Annotated in this window: 12 protein-coding genes; 6 read left to right on the forward strand and 6 right to left on the reverse strand. The window is 66.9% G+C overall.

From position 1 onward, the window contains the following. The first annotated feature begins 180 nt into the window (after positions 1 to 180). Entirely contained in the window at positions 181 to 1,620 is a 1,440-nt protein-coding gene (locus AC6CH3_RS17480) for a sugar porter family MFS transporter (RefSeq protein ID WP_498133613.1), read from the forward strand. A gap of 179 nt (positions 1,621 to 1,799) precedes the next feature. Next, positions 1,800 to 2,792, forward strand: a complete 993-nt coding sequence (locus tag AC6CH3_RS17485; protein WP_498133614.1) for a pirin family protein — start codon at positions 1,800 to 1,802, stop codon at positions 2,790 to 2,792. Positions 2,793 to 2,819: 27 nt separating this feature from the next. Here the strand turns inward: AC6CH3_RS17485 and AC6CH3_RS17490 are convergent, their stop codons facing one another. The 3 genes from AC6CH3_RS17490 to AC6CH3_RS17500 are packed head-to-tail and all read right to left on the reverse strand — an operon-like array spanning position 2,820 to position 6,799. Then, on the reverse strand, positions 2,820 to 3,983 hold the full coding sequence (locus tag AC6CH3_RS17490; protein WP_498133615.1) for a mannitol-1-phosphate 5-dehydrogenase: 1,164 nt from the start codon (positions 3,981 to 3,983) through the stop codon (positions 2,820 to 2,822). Continuing rightward, the gene (locus tag AC6CH3_RS17495; RefSeq protein ID WP_498133616.1) at positions 3,983 to 6,013 is read right to left on the reverse strand and encodes a PTS mannitol transporter subunit IICBA; all 2,031 of its coding nucleotides are present in this window, start codon (positions 6,011 to 6,013) and stop codon (positions 3,983 to 3,985) included. The genes AC6CH3_RS17490 and AC6CH3_RS17495 overlap by 1 nt, the downstream gene beginning before the upstream one ends. A 57-nt stretch (positions 6,014 to 6,070) precedes the next feature. Continuing rightward, positions 6,071 to 6,799, reverse strand: coding sequence for a TetR/AcrR family transcriptional regulator (locus AC6CH3_RS17500; protein ID WP_400580706.1), 729 nt, complete (start codon positions 6,797 to 6,799; stop codon positions 6,071 to 6,073). A 160-nt stretch (positions 6,800 to 6,959) separates the two neighbouring features. Here AC6CH3_RS17500 and ptsP point away from each other — a divergent pair, with 160 nt between their 5' ends. Then, positions 6,960 to 8,645: a phosphoenolpyruvate--protein phosphotransferase gene (gene ptsP / locus AC6CH3_RS17505; protein ID WP_498133617.1), complete on the forward strand. Its 1,686-nt coding sequence runs from the start codon at positions 6,960 to 6,962 to the stop codon at positions 8,643 to 8,645. Between the two features lie 80 nt (positions 8,646 to 8,725). Here ptsP and AC6CH3_RS17510 read toward each other — a convergent pair whose 3' ends face one another. Then, positions 8,726 to 9,538 carry an alpha/beta fold hydrolase gene (locus tag AC6CH3_RS17510; RefSeq protein ID WP_498133618.1) on the reverse strand — a complete coding sequence of 271 codons (813 nt, stop codon included), beginning with the start codon at positions 9,536 to 9,538 and terminating at the stop codon, positions 8,726 to 8,728. A 95-nt stretch (positions 9,539 to 9,633) separates the two neighbouring features. Here AC6CH3_RS17510 and AC6CH3_RS17515 point away from each other — a divergent pair, with 95 nt between their 5' ends. Continuing rightward, on the forward strand, positions 9,634 to 10,059 hold the full coding sequence (locus AC6CH3_RS17515; protein ID WP_498133619.1) for a helix-turn-helix domain-containing protein: 426 nt from the start codon (positions 9,634 to 9,636) through the stop codon (positions 10,057 to 10,059). A gap of 95 nt (positions 10,060 to 10,154) precedes the next feature. Then, a complete protein-coding gene (locus tag AC6CH3_RS17520) occupies positions 10,155 to 10,481 on the forward strand; it encodes a hypothetical protein (RefSeq protein WP_498133620.1) in 327 nt (108 codons plus the stop codon). A gap of 24 nt (positions 10,482 to 10,505) precedes the next feature. Here the strand turns inward: AC6CH3_RS17520 and AC6CH3_RS17525 are convergent, their stop codons facing one another. After that, positions 10,506 to 11,723 (reverse strand): PucR family transcriptional regulator, encoded by a 1,218-nt coding sequence (locus tag AC6CH3_RS17525; RefSeq protein WP_498133621.1) that lies wholly within the window; start codon positions 11,721 to 11,723, stop codon positions 10,506 to 10,508. 233 nt (positions 11,724 to 11,956) lie between these two features. Between AC6CH3_RS17525 and ald the strand changes: the two genes are divergently transcribed. Beyond that, positions 11,957 to 13,075, forward strand: coding sequence for an alanine dehydrogenase (ald, locus tag AC6CH3_RS17530; protein ID WP_498133622.1), 1,119 nt, complete (start codon positions 11,957 to 11,959; stop codon positions 13,073 to 13,075). A gap of 74 nt (positions 13,076 to 13,149) precedes the next feature. Here the strand turns inward: ald and AC6CH3_RS17535 are convergent, their stop codons facing one another. Further along, a complete protein-coding gene (locus tag AC6CH3_RS17535) occupies positions 13,150 to 14,250 on the reverse strand; it encodes a Gfo/Idh/MocA family protein (protein ID WP_498133623.1) in 1,101 nt (366 codons plus the stop codon). Between the last annotated feature and the right edge of the window lie 9 nt (positions 14,251 to 14,259).

Below are 14,259 nucleotides of genomic sequence, written 5' to 3' on the forward strand. Positions count from 1 at the left end.
AGCAAGACGCGAAGAACGACGACGGCGGGACGCCCGCCGTCGTCGTCTTCTGTCCCGAAGTGGAACAGCGCGCCGTGACGTGCCACACTGTTAGGCGCGTGTGCGCCGGCCCTCTGGCCGGTACCGCAGCCGACGACGTCCGCACCGCAGAAACCACCCCCCAAAAGCCAAGGGAGAACCATGTCCACCGCCACCGAGCAACCTACCGCCAAGATCCCGAAACGGGTCATTTGGCTGGCGCTTGCCGGCGCCGTTGGAGGCTTCCTCTTCGGCTTTGACTCCTCAGTGGTCAACGGCGCCGTCGACGCCATGAAGGACGAATTCGCGCTGAGTGAAGCCGTGACCGGCTTTGCCGTGGCGGTCGCCCTGCTCGGATGCGCCGCCGGCGCGTACATGGCCGGCAAGGTGGCCGACCGTTACGGCCGCATCCCCGCCATGAAGCTGGGCGCCCTGCTGTTCCTGGTCAGCGCGGTCGGCACCGGCTTCGCCTTCAGCGTCTGGGACCTCATCTTCTGGCGCCTCGTCGGCGGCCTCGGCATTGGCCTGGCCTCGGTGATCGCCCCGGCCTACATCTCCGAGATCTCCCCCAGGCACGTCCGCGGCCGCCTCGCCTCGCTGCAGCAGCTCGCCATCACCACCGGTATCTTCGCCGCCCTGCTGTCCGACGCGCTCTTCGCCACCTCCGCCGGCGGAGCCGACCAGCCGTTCTGGCTCGGCATCGAGGCCTGGCGATGGATGTTCCTGGGCGCCGCCCTGCCCGCCGTGGTCTACGGCTGGATCTCCTACACCCTGCCCGAATCCCCCCGGTTCCTCGTCATTCAGGGCAAGGAGGCCGACGCACGCAAGGTCTTTGACTCCATTGCACCCAGCGAGGACACCGACCGCCACCTCCGCGAAATCCGCGAGGCCATCGAGGAGGACCAGCTCGCCGGCAAGAAGGGTTCCCTGCGCGGCAAGACCTTCGGCCTCCAGGCCGTCGTCTGGATCGGCATCACGCTGTCCGTGCTGCAGCAATTCGTGGGCATCAACGTGATTTTCTACTACTCCACCACGCTGTGGAAGGCCGTCGGCTTCCAGGAGAAGGACTCGCTCACCATCTCCGTGGCCACCTCCATCACCAACATCCTGGTCACGCTCGTGGCCATCGCCCTCGTCGACCGGATCGGGCGCCGGCCCATCCTGCTGGCCGGGTCCATCGGCATGGCCGTCTCCCTGGGCTCCATGGCCGTGGCCTTCGCCTCCGCGCGGGGCACCGGGTCAGAGATTTCGCTGCCCGGCGCGTGGGGCCCCGTTGCCCTCGTTGCCGCGAACGTATTCGTCATCAGCTTCGGCGCGTCCTGGGGCCCGCTCGTCTGGGTGCTGCTCGGTGAGATCTTCCCGTCCCGGATCCGTGCCCGCGCCCTGGGCCTGGCCGCCGCCGCCCAGTGGATCGCCAACTTCGCCATCACGCTGAGCTTCCCCGTGATGGCCGCCGGTTCGCTGCCGCTGACGTACGCCATGTACGCGCTCTTCGCCGCAGCATCATTCTTCTTCGTCATGTACAAGGTGCCGGAGACGAACGGCATGTCGCTGGAACAGGCTGAAACCCTGTTTGTTCCAAAGGGGTCCGTTAAGGTCTGATCGGCTCTTAGCCCCCCGGACATGTGGAGGCGCCAACGTTCCCAAGGAATGTTGGCGCCTTCTGTCATCTGCGGCTGATGCGGACAGGCGGCCTGCCAATACGGCCGCCTGCGCGGGCACCGTGCAGGTGTTTCCAACTGCCGTTCGGGTTCGGGCGGAGCGGGGCTAGGCTTGACCCCATGAGCAACACCGAAGCCGTTCCCCGGGAAGTGCTTTGCGAGGCGGCGGGCACCGCCGTGGATATCGAAATACTCGTGCCCCGCGCAGTGCCGCTGGGCGGTCCACGGGCGATGGACGTGCGCCGCACCCTGCCCCAGCGCCAGCGCAGCCTGATCGGTGCCTGGTGCTTCCTGGACCACTACGGTCCCGGCCATGTCGGTGCGACCGGGGGAATGCAGGTCCCCCGCCACCCCCATACCGGCCTGCAGACGGTCAGCTGGCTCTTCACCGGCGAGGTGGAGCACCGGGACTCCGCCGGGTTCCACGCCATGGTTCGGCCCGGCGAGATCAACCTGATGACAGCAGGCCGGGGCATCAGCCACTCCGAATACTCCACCCCGGACACAGACGTGCTGCACGGCGCCCAGCTCTGGGTGGCCCTCCCCGACAGCGCCCGCCACATGGAGCCCACGTTCGAGAACTACCGCCCGGAACCCCTCGCAGGAGCGGGCTGGACTTTGCGCGTCTTCCTTGGCTCCCTGGCCGGCAGCACGTCGCCAGTCGCGACGCACAGCCCGCTCCTCGGGGCCGAGATCCTGCTCGAACCCGGGGCGACGCTGGAGCTTGCAACGGAGACCATGTTTGAGCACGGCGTGCTGCTGGACGCGGGCTCCCTGCACCTGGACGGACATCCGCTCGCCACGGACCATCTGGCGTTCCTGCCGGTGGGCCGGTCCTCCCTGACCCTCACCGCCGGCACCGATCCCGTGCGCCTGCTCCTCATCGGAGGCGAGCCGCTGGGCGAAAAGATCCTCATGTGGTGGAACTTCGTGGGACGCAGCCACGAGGAAATCGTCGGCTACCGGGAGCAGTGGCAGGCCGAGATCGGCGCGGAGAAGCCAGCCGCGCCGGGCACGGGTGGCACGCTGCGCTTCGGCACGTTCCCCGCCGGTGAACCCGCTGCCCTCCCCGCCCCCGCGCTTCCCACCACGCGGCTGCGGCCCCGGAGCTAACCGGGTTCCCCGCGCGATGGGTATCGCCTAGACGGCGGCGGTGACGCCTTCCGCTTTGCGCTCCTCAACCAAGCCGCAGACGGCCGCGAAGAGCGGGTGATCGGACGTGAGCCCCGTGATCCGTTCGGTCGCGTCGGCCGGCTCGGAGGAGGCCAGGATCTGCCCCAGCTCCACCGCTTCGGCGTCGGCCGGGTCATTGAACCGCAGGGCCGCGGCGATCGCTCCGAGCAGCGCTTCCGGCACAATGCCCCGCTCGGCGAGTTCAGCGGCAGGGCCAATGAACCGTTCGTGCCGGCCGAGCTTGCGCAGCGGCGCCCGGCCCACACGGTGCACGGTGTCCGGCAGGTGGGGGTTGGTGAAGCGGCCCAGGATCTTCTGCACGTAGGCTTCCTGCTCATCGTGGCTGAACCCGTGCTTGGCCACCAGCAGCTGCTTGGTCTCGTCGAGCACGGCCCGCACATCCGCCGCGACGTCCTGGTCCGCCATGGCCTCGGAGATCTTCTCCAGCCCGGCCTCGAAGCCGAAATACGCGGCGGAGGCGTGGCCGGTGTTGACCGTGAACAGTTTGCGCTCGATGTAGGGCCCGAGCTGGTCCACGAATGTGGCGCCGGGGATGACGGGGGCTGCGCCTCCGAAGGGCGTGCGGTCGATGACCCACTCGTAGAACGTCTCCACCGTGACATCCAGCCCCTGGCCTGGTTCCTGGTTGGGCACGATCCTGTCCACGGCGGTGTTGGCGAACACCGCCGCGTCCGCCAGCTGCCCGGCGGCGTCGTCCCAGGACGCGAGGATCGCTTCGCGCAGGATGTCCGTGGCGTTGATGGCGTTCTCGCAGGCCATCACCTGGAGCGGTGCCTTGCCGGGGGCCCGGGCTGTAATGCCCTTGGCGATTGCCGGGGCCACGAACTTCAGGATGTGCGGCCCCACGGCGGTGGTGACGATGTCCGCCGTCGCGATCTCCTCGATCAGCTGCGCTTCATGCGTGCTGGAGTTGATCGCCCGGAAGTTGTCCACGGTGCTCACGGCCGGGTTCTCCCCCACCTCGTGCACCTGGTAGCTGTCCGCAGTGGCAAGCTGGGCGATCAGGTCATCCGCAACATCAGCGAACACCACCTCATACCCGGCCTGGTGGAGCAGCAGCCCCACAAACCCCCGGCCGATGTTTCCGGCTCCGAAATGTACTGCCTTCACTATGCGTTGACCTTTCCGAAGAGTTCCAGGACCTCGTCCACAGATGTTGCCGCCTCAAGCTGCGCCACCTGCGCCTTGTTCGTGAAGACCTTCGCGATCGAGGACAGGATGTGGAGGTGCTCGTTGTTGACGCCGGCCACGCCCACCACAAACTTGACCTGCTTGCCGTTCCAGTCGATGCCTTCCGGGTACCGGATCACGGACACGGCGGACTTCATGATGTGGTCCTTGGCGGCGTTGGTGCCGTGCGGGATGGCCAGGAAGCTGCCCATGTACGTGGACACGGATTCCTCGCGCTCGTGCATCGCGAGGATGTAGTCGTTGTCCACGGCTCCCCGTGCCAGCAGCAGCTGGCCCGCTTCGTCGATGGCGGCGTCACGGGTGGTGGCGGATCCGTTGAGGACCACGCTCTCGGCTACCAGGATGTCCGACGGCGCGGCGGCGGCTTTGGCGGGCTCCGCGGCTGTTTCACCAGGAGCCGCAGCGGCAGGAGCCGCAGCGGCGGGAGCGGCTGCGCCGCCGTCGGCAGTTCCTGCCGTGTTGCTGCGCTGGACCAGTTCCACGATCTCCTCATAACGCGGGCTGTTCATGAAGTTGTCCACGGAGACGTGGACGGCGCTGGAGGTGACGGGTTTGGCGCGTTCGGTGAGGTCCTGGTGGGTGACCACGACGTCGTAGGTGTCGCTGAGGTTGGCGATGGAGGCGTTGGTTACCTTGACGTCCGGGAAGCCGGCATCCTTGATCTTGTTGCGCAGCACCGAGGCACCCATGGCGCTGGAACCCATGCCGGCGTCGCAGGCGAAGACGATGTTCCTGATGGGGCCGGCCATCACGGCAACGCCGCCTGCACCGGCGCCGGTCAGAGCAGAGGACACGGAGCTCTTCTTGCCCTTCATGGCTTCCATCTTTGAGGTGGCGGCACTGAGGCTGTCTTCCTCGGTGTCACCGACGGGAGTCTTGCTGGCCCTCAGGATTACCGAAGCGATCAGGAAGGAGACGGTGGCGGCGAGCAGGACCGAGAGGATCACTCCGACATAGCTGTCGCGGGAGGTCTGGGCGATCACAGCGATGATGGACCCGGGCGCCGCCGGCGCCACGAGGCCGGAGTTGGTGATGGCCAGTGTCGCGATCCCGGTCATGCCGCCTCCGATCGCGGCGAGGATGAGGATGGGCTTCATCAGCACGTAGGGGAAGTAGATCTCGTGGATGCCGCCGAAGAAGTGAATGATGGCGGCACCGGGAGCCGATGCCTTGGCCAGGCCCTTGCCGAAGAACATGTAGGCGAGCAGGATACCGATGCCCGGTCCGGGGTTGGCCTCAAGCAGGAAGAGGATGGACTTGCCCTGCTCGAGCGACTGCTGGATGCCCAGCGGGGTCAGCACGCCATGGTTGATGGCGTTGTTGAGGAACAGCACCTTGGCAGGTTCGATGAAGATGCTGGTCAGGGGCAGCAGCCCGTTGTTGACCAGGAACTGGACCACGTTGCCCGCGCCCGTGCTGAAGGCGGTGACCAGCGGGGAGATGCCGTAGAAGCCGAGCATGGCCAGCAGGGCTCCCCAAATGCCGGCTGAAAAGTTGTTCACCAGCATCTCAAAGCCGGGCCGGATCTTGCCTTCCCAGATCGAGTCGATCTTCTTCATGGTCCAGCCGCCGAGGGGGCCCATGATCATGGCACCGATGAACATCGGAATGCCGGCACCGATGATCACGCCCATGGTGCCAATGGCGCCAACAACGCCGCCCCGGACGTCATAAACCATCCGGCCGCCGGTATAGGCAATCAGGAGAGGCAGCAGGTAGGTGATCATGGGACCCACGAGGCCCGTGTTCGCTACTCCCTCCGCATTGGTGCCGAAGCCGCCAAGCTGCGGGACCGGGATCCAGCCCTTCTCGATGAAGAGCGCGGTAATGAGGCCCCAGGCGATGAAGGCGCCGATGTTGGGCATGATCATGCCGGACAGGAACGTCCCAAACTTCTGGACGCCTACGCGCATGCTGGTGCGGGGTTTCGCAACTGTCTCTGTTGCCATGTGATTTCCTAACCGTGATTCCCGCTGCATCGCAGGATGGTCCGATATTTTCAACGACTAACTGTTGGGACCCGTGGAGATCCGATGGAGCCATTCGAGAAAGAGCTTGAGTTCCGAGCTGGAGAGCTGGTCGGAGTGCGATGCCTGCAAAGCCGCGTTCAGGGCGATGGCAGCCACCACCACTGACGACTTCCCGGATTCGTCCGGCCCGGCTTTCCTTGCCTGGTCCGTGGACACCGCGAAGATCATGGCGTCCCGGGTCATGGCGGACAGTTCGAGGTTCCGGTCCGTGGCCGGTTCCGAGATCAGCATGAGCGTGACGCCCACGTTGGCCGCCAGGATGCTCCTGGCGGCTTCCCGCGGCTGGACGTTCAGCTGCCCGGCCGCAGCGGCTTTGTTGAGCATCTCCTCCATCAGCGCCTCGGCATCGGCAACGATGGCTGGGCGGCTTTCCGGGCGGATGTTACCGAACATGACCAGATAAAGTTCCGGCTGGTTCAGCCCGAACTGCACGTGGTTATCCCACATTCGGCGGATGTCTTCCAGCGGCTGCCCGGACGGGGCGAAATCCCGTTCACCCGCCACATATTCTTCAAATCCTGCGGAAACGACGGCGTCAAACAGGCCCTCCTTGTCACCGAAGTGGTGGTACAGGGTTGGCGCAGTCACCCCCGCCAGCTGGGTGATCTGACGTGTGGAGACGGGCGCCCCCGCGGAATTGGCCAGCAATTCGGCTGCCGCACGCAGCAGCCTCATCTTGGGCGGCAACTGGCCATCGAAACTCATAACCGCTACCCTATCACCTATAGCAACGCTATATGAACTGCATCACATACACTTTTTTCAGGCACCGCAGAACACCGTCGGACGCAGCTGTTCCGAACGGCCCGGAGAGTCCGGGCACAGACAGGCGGGCCTGGCTACCGGCAGAGAACGAGGACCTTCAGTGCAGAACTTCCCAGGAGTTGGCGTCAGCCCAGGCCGCATCATCGGAACTATCCGCCAGATGCCCAAGCCCATCAGCGAACCTCCGGCCGGCGAGCAGCTGCCGGCAGGCACCACCCCCGAGGAGGCGACGGCGGCACTCAAGAAAGCAGCCACCGCCGTCCACGATGAACTCAAAGCACGGGCCGACCACGCCACCGGCGACGGCAAAGCCGTCCTGGAAGCGACCGCGCTGATGGCTAAGGACACCATGCTGATCAAGGGTGCCGCGAAGCTCATTGCCCGCGGCACATCGGCCCAGCGAGCCATCTGGGAGTCGGGCTCCTCGGTGTCCGAAATGCTGCACAACCTGGGCGGCTACATGGCGGAGCGCGCCACGGACATCCTGGACGTCCGCGCCCGCATCGTGGCTGAACTCCGGGGCGTGCCGGCCCCCGGCATTCCCACTTCGGAAACCCCCTTCATCCTCGTTGCCGAGGACCTCGCGCCGGCGGACACCGCAACCCTGGATCCGAACAAGGTCCTCGCGCTGGTGACGGCAGGCGGCGGCCCGCAGTCCCACACCGCGATCATCGCCCGCTCCCTCGGCCTGCCGGCCGTGGTGGCCGCCGTGGGCGTGGACGAACTGCCGGACGGCACCGAGGTCTATGTGGACGGCGCCGCAGGCTCCATCACCGCGGATCCGGACGCGTCGCTGCGCTCCGCCGCGGAGGCCTGGGCGGCCACGGCATCCCTCCTCGCCGAGTTCAGCGGCACGGGCGCGACGGCGGACGGGCACCTGGTCCCGCTCCTCGCCAACGTTGGTGGCGCCAAGGACGCCGTGGCCGCAGCCAAGCTCGGGGCGCAGGGCGTGGGCCTGTTCCGCACGGAATTCTGCTTCCTGGAACGCGACACCGAACCGACCGTCGAAGAACAGGCGGCCGCCTACAAGGGCGTCTTCGACGCGTTCCCCGGCAAGAAGGTGGTCCTGCGGACCCTGGACGCCGGCGCCGACAAGCCGCTTCCCTTCCTGACCGACTCCACGGAGCCCAACCCCGCCCTCGGCGTCCGGGGCTACCGCACAGACTTCACCACGCCGGGCGTGCTGGACCGCCAGCTCGAAGCCATCGCCCTGGCCGAAAAGCAGTCCGAGGCCGAGGTCTGGGTCATGGCCCCCATGATTTCCACGGCCGAAGAGGCAGCCCGGTTCGCGTCCATGTGCGCCGAAGCTGGCATCAAGACGCCGGGAGTGATGGTGGAGGTCCCGTCCGCCGCCCTCACCGCGGACACCATCCTTCGCGAGGTCGGCTTCGCCAGCCTGGGCACCAACGACCTGACGCAGTACGCGATGGCCGCCGACCGCCAGCTCGGCCCGCTTGCCGGCCTGAACACGCCCTGGCAGCCGGCCGTGCTGCGCCTCGTGGGGCTCACGGTGGAAGGCGCAGCAGCGGAAGGCCACAACAAGCCGGTGGGCGTGTGCGGCGAGGCAGCCGCTGACCCGGCCCTCGCCGTCGTCCTGACCGGCCTCGGCGTGACCACACTGTCCATGACGGCCCGGTCCCTGGCCGCCGTGGCCGCCGTCCTCAAGACCGTCACGCTGGCCGAGGCCCAGGAACTGGCCAAACTGGCCCTGTCCGCACCGAGCGCCACCGAGGCGCGCGCATGGGTCCGGGAGAAGCTTCCCGTCCTCGAGGAGCTCGGCCTGTAACCCGGCCTCTATTGCCGAGCCTGATCGCCGGCGGGCCGGTGCCCGGATTTTCCGGGTGCCGGCCGGCCAGCGCCCAGTTCTTAGGCTGTGACGCCGCCGGCCGCCGTGCTGGCCCAGCGGACAATGGCTTGAGCCACGGCCTCCGGAGCGGTGTCCTGGACCACGTGTCCGCGCCCCAGCACGTCCACCAACGTGCCGTGCTGCGCCTGGGATGCGAGGAACTCACACCACGGACGGCGCGCGATCGGGTCCCTGCTGCCCCGGAGCACCAGCACGGGCTGGGCCACTCCGCAGACCCGCGTCTCCAGCGGATAGCCGAGCATCACGGGCAACTCCGTCAGGTACCAGCGGAGCCCGGCCCTGAAATAGTCGCTGAATACCGCCAGGTTGGTGGCTGGACTTTCGCTGAACAGCGCGTCCCGCGTCAGGGACAGCGCATGCCAGGCTGCACTCCTCCGGGCGGGATCCACCACCGGGCCCATGAGCACCACGCGGCTTACCAGTTCCGGTTCCTGCAGCGCGAGTTCAACGGCGAACTGCGCCCCCATGGAGTGGCCCACCACCACGCAGGAGCGGACGCCGGCGCCGGAGAGGACGGCCGCGACGAAGGCGGCGTATTCGCACACAGATACTTGGCGGTCCGGGCGCTTCGCATCGCCGAAGCCGGGCAGATCAAAGGAATAGACGACGGCGTCGCGCGCCTGCCTGCCGCTCGCCAGCTCACGGTGCAGCCGGGCAAAGTAACGGTGTGAAACCCCAATGCCGTGGAGCAGCACGAACACGGGCCGGTCCCCCTTGGACGTCCCGGCCGGCCGGCCCCGGTCAGCCTCAGAGACGTAGAGGCGGCCCGTCAGGCCGTGCGCCGTCACATCCACTCCGCCGCCAAGTTTCATCCGCCGAGCATACCCGCCTTGGGAGTGATCCTGCGGGGCCCGGCGAGCGCCGGTCCCTCAGGGGGAAGGCGCATGGCAACAGTTAGGCTTCTGCCATGGCATTGATAGCTCCCAGGGTGGCGGGCGCCCTTCCCGCCGAAGACGCGCAGAAACTCCGGCAGGCGCTCGACGGCGGCACGGACATCACCGTGTTCGTTGACGGCACGGTCCACCGGCTGCCGCCCCAGGCGCGGGATGCCGTCGTCGACCTCCTCGCCAGGTTCAGCCGGGGCGAGGCCGTGACGGTGAGCAGCGTGGAGGAAATGCTCACCACGTCGCAGGCGGCAGAGCTGGCCGGGATCTCTCACACCTACTTGCGGAACATGACGGACCGGGGCGAGATACCCGTGGAATACCGCGGCACCCACCGCCGGATCCGGCTGGCCGCCATCATGGCCTGGCTGGACGGGCAGAAGAAAAAGCAGGCGGCCGAAGGCGCTGCCGCGGACGATGCACCGGAGGCGGCCAGCGGGCAAAAATGACGCGCCGCCTCCCGTGGGTGACGGCGTGATAAGGATAAAGCAACGATCCGGCCCTGGGAGGGAAACGATCCGCTGACCGGGGTTACTCTTTATTCGTGTTGAGATTCCGGGGGTTGCACATTCTGGCAGGCATTGCCGCCATGGGTGTTGCCGCCGTCCTCGGAATGGTCATGGATCTGAACAATACGGCCATCTTCACATCCAGTTGCGTGGCCTACGTGGCCGTTTCCATGTGGACGGAAAGCAGGATTGCCCGGTACCGGAACCGGGAACAGCCCATCGGTGAGCAACTCGTTGGCGAACGGCCAGGCGAACAGCGTGTCAGTGAACAGCGCGTGGGTGAACAGCGCCCGCTTGAATCCCGCGGCGGGGAGCAGCCCAGCGGCGAGCAGCGCCCTCGGGGCGAAGGCAATGCCGCCTGACGTTCCCGGCTGGATCCGCCCCGGCTAGATCCGCGGCCTCGCCGCCCACCGCCGCGCCTTGAGCGTGGCATGCAGCTCCAGCCGGACCATGCCCTTCAGCGGATCCACGCCCAGCAGCTGCCTTATGCGGCCCAGCCGGTTATAGATGCTGCTGCGGTGAAGATGCAGTTTCGCGGCAACGTCCTGGACCGAACCGTCGTTGTCGTAGAGCAGTTCCAGGACGGGCAGCAGTTCGCCGTTGCGGTCGTGGTCTTCCAGGGCCTGGAAGTTCACGGACCCGGCATCGCCCCAGACGCCGGCGCCCCCGCCGGCCGATGCCAGGAGCTGGTAGACGCCCGTGGCCCGGCAATCCACAAGTTCGCCCAGCTGCGCGTCCACCGCCGCGGCCTGGGCGGCCACCCGCGACTGCCGGTACGCCTCGGCCAGCTGCTTTGTGCGGGTGAAACCTTCACTTATGCCGAGGATGATGCGGTCAACCGGGCGTCCCGCCCTTTTGGCGAGTTCCAGCTGATAGTGCACCAGCACCTGCGCGTGGCTGGCCCTGCCCGTCGATTCCCGGAACAGCACGACGGCGTGGGTTTCGGTGCCCGCGCTGAAGAGTACGGCATCGACGCCGATGGTCGCCTGCAGCGCCGCAGACCGGTGGATCAGCGTAGACGCTATGGGATCCGGCCCGGCGGCCCAACCGTCGGCATCGAGGACTGTCACCAATTGCCACGGTCCGCGGTCCTGCACTTCCTTCCAGCCTGCCACGGCGGCCACCGCGTTGGCCTCTCCCGCGCAGGCCGCCAGGAACTCACGTTCGCGGCCGCGGCGGAATTCAGACTCGGCCGTATTGGAGTCCAGCAGCAGGCCGGAAAGCAGGTCGAGCTCCTCCCGGACGTCGGGCAGCTGGGCGAGAATCGTCGTCGCGCTTTCCTCCTCGAGGTCCTGCTGGACCCAGAGGTAGCCGACGCGGAAGCCGCGGACCATCAGCGGCACGCAGACGCGCCCCAGCATGCCCAGTTCCTCGTTGGCGGGAACGACAACGGGACGCACCGCTGTTGCGATCCCGTGCGAGAGCTGCCATGCCTTCACATCTACGGGCACGCGCTTGCTGAGCAGGAAGTTCACCCTGACCCGGTCGGCATGCGACTGGTTGGAACTGTACGCGAGCAGGAGTCCGTCCAGGTCCTCAAGGGACAGACCCCGGCCCAGCTTCTGCGCCACCCGCTCCACGAGCTGCTCCACATCCTGCTGCATGCAGCAAGACTACGTCCCGGATGGCATTCGGGGCGAACGGACAGCAGGCGACACTTGACGCTTCCGGCCTCGACAAATGTCTAACCGTTGCGAGTAAAAACCCCGGAATCATGCGGTTTCTCCTGCAGCCCCACGGCACCTTCCTGTCGCCTGCCTCACAGCCGGATCTATTCTGGAAGCACAACTCCCCGCAACTCTTGGCCCACACAGCCATCGAATATGGAGCCCAAAAAATGATCATCGGTATCCCCAAAGAGATCAAGAACAACGAATTCCGCGTCGCCATCACCGCCGCCGGCGTTCACGAGTTCCGCACCCACGGCCACACGGTCCTGGTAGAGCGCGGCGCTGGCCTGGGCTCCGGAATCACGGACGAGGAATACGCCATAGCAGGCGCCGAAATCGTCGCCGACGCCGACGACGTCTGGGCCCGGGCGGACATGGTCATGAAGGTCAAGGAACCCATCGCCGCGGAATATCACCGCTTCCGCAAGGGCCTGATCCTCTTTACCTACCTGCACCTCGCCGCCGAGCCCGAACTGACCCGCGAGCTCATCAACTCCGGCGTCACCGCGATCGCGTACGAAACCGTCCAGGAAGGCCGCACCCTTCCCCTGCTGGCCCCGATGTCCGAGGTCGCCGGCCGCCTCTCCGTCCAGGTCGGAGCCACCTCCCTGATGGCCCCCGCCGGCGGCAAGGGCGTGCTCCTGGGCGGCGTTCCCGGAGTCCGTCCGGCCAACGTCGTCGTCCTGGGTGCCGGCGTGGCTGGCACCAATGCTGCGGCCATGGCCCTGGGACTCGGTGCGGACGTCACCATCCTGGATATCAACATCAACCGCCTCCGCGAACTCGACGCCCAGTACCAGGGCCGGCTGAAGACCGTCGCGTCCAACAAGTACGAGATCGAAAAGTCAGTGGTGGACGCGGATCTGGTGATCGGCTCCGTGCTGATTCCCGGCGCCAAGGCCCCCAAGCTCGTGACCAACGAGCTGGTGGCCCGCATGAAGCCCGGCTCGGTGCTCGTGGACATCGCCGTGGACCAGGGCGGCTGCTTCGAGGACACCCACCCCACCACGCACCAGGAACCCACGTACAAGGTCCACAACACGATCTTCTACTGCGTGGCCAACATGCCCGGCGCCGTTCCGAACACCTCCACCTACGCGCTGACCAACGTCACCCTGCGTTACGGAGTGGCCCTGGCCAACCTGGGCGTCAGGGCCGCGTTCGAGAAGGACCCCGCCCTCGCCGCCGGCCTGAACATCGCAGCAGGCCACGTGGCACACCACTCCGTCTCCGAGGCGCACGACCTGCCCCTCGTGGCGGACTGGCACGAACTGGTTTCCGCCTAACACCCACCGTCGACTGCTCCGTAAGCGCCCTTTTGACCCCTCATAACGGCAGCTACGGAGCAGTCGATGGGTTTTTAAGCGATGGCCCTGGCCTGTTCGATCAGTTTGAGGACTTCGACCGGGCCTGCCGGATCCACCGGAAGCGGAAGATCGGAGGCGGCGCCGCCGTCGGTGACCTTGTCAGCGAGGATGCGGTAGAACTCCGGGTAGGCGCCGCGTTCGGTGGACACCCGATCGAGGTGGCCGTCGCGGCCCAGCTGCCCGGCCCACTCGGGGTCTTCCAGACCGTATTCCTCGTCCAGCGGGCCTCCGCCAGCCACGATGTACGGTTCCTGCGGATCCACGCCGTGCTTGGTGAAGGCGCCCTCAGAACCCAGCACGCGGTAGCGCGGCCCCTGCTGGGCGCACAGCATGTTCATCCAGAGGTGGCTGAGCACGCCGGATCCGTGTTTCAGGACGAGGAAGCAGTCGTCGTCCGTGTTTTCACCGGGCCGCCGGGCGTTGAGTTCCGCATGAATAATCTGGCCGGGCCCGAACAGTTCCAGCGCCTGGTCCAACAGGTGCGTGCCCAGGTCGAACAGGACGCCTCCGCCGGTCGCTGCCGTGGCCTCCGCTTTCCAGGCCTTGGACACTTCCGGGGACCAGCGCTCGAAGCGTGATTCGAACCGCATCACCTGCCCCAGGGCCCCGGCGTCAAGCAGACCTTGGACGGTCAGGAAGTCGCCGTCCCAGCGGCGGTTCTGGAAGACGGTCAGGACCCGATGCAGGTTTTCCGCCAGCGAGGTCAGCTCCACGCCCTCGGCGCTGGTCACTGTGAACGGCTTGTCCACGACGACGTCGAGCCCTGCCTCGAGCGCGGCCTTCGCCAGCGGGTAATGGGTTGCCGGGGGCGTCCCCAGGACCACAAGGTCAAGGTCCCCGGCCAGCGCGAGGACGGCATCGGCGTCGGGAACTGTTTTCACACCCGGATAACGGTCGACGGCGGCCGCCTGGCGGCCGGCATCCGACGTCGCGATGACATCCAGTGAGTATCGGGAGTCGGCAGCAATCAGCGGGGCGTGAAAAACGCTTCCGGAGAGGCCAAAACCCACGACGGCGGTGCGGATAGGTCCGCGTTCACCGGACGGCTGCCGTCCCGACGGGGAGAGGGGCGAGGAGGGGGATGCGGTGCTCATGGTGCAACG

It is taken from the genome of Arthrobacter sp. GQ119 (genome assembly GCF_059759125.1).

Bases quoted from the DNA above. Each gene is read 5' to 3' on its own strand.
- AC6CH3_RS17480 (WP_498133613.1), top strand. From the start codon at position 181: ATGTCCACCGCCACCGAGCAACCTACCGCCAAGATCCCGAAACGGGTC.
- AC6CH3_RS17485 (WP_498133614.1), top strand. From the start codon at position 1,800: ATGAGCAACACCGAAGCCGTTCCCCGGGAAGTGCTTTGCGAGGCGGCG.
- AC6CH3_RS17495 (WP_498133616.1), bottom strand. From the start codon at position 6,013: ATGGCAACAGAGACAGTTGCGAAACCCCGCACCAGCATGCGCGTAGGC.
- AC6CH3_RS17500 (WP_400580706.1), bottom strand. From the start codon at position 6,799: ATGAGTTTCGATGGCCAGTTGCCGCCCAAGATGAGGCTGCTGCGTGCG.
- AC6CH3_RS17510 (WP_498133618.1), bottom strand. From the start codon at position 9,538: ATGAAACTTGGCGGCGGAGTGGATGTGACGGCGCACGGCCTGACGGGC.
- AC6CH3_RS17515 (WP_498133619.1), top strand. From the start codon at position 9,634: ATGGCATTGATAGCTCCCAGGGTGGCGGGCGCCCTTCCCGCCGAAGAC.
- AC6CH3_RS17525 (WP_498133621.1), bottom strand. From the start codon at position 11,723: ATGCAGCAGGATGTGGAGCAGCTCGTGGAGCGGGTGGCGCAGAAGCTG.
- ald (WP_498133622.1), top strand. From the start codon at position 11,957: ATGATCATCGGTATCCCCAAAGAGATCAAGAACAACGAATTCCGCGTC.
- AC6CH3_RS17535 (WP_498133623.1), bottom strand. From the start codon at position 14,250: ATGAGCACCGCATCCCCCTCCTCGCCCCTCTCCCCGTCGGGACGGCAG.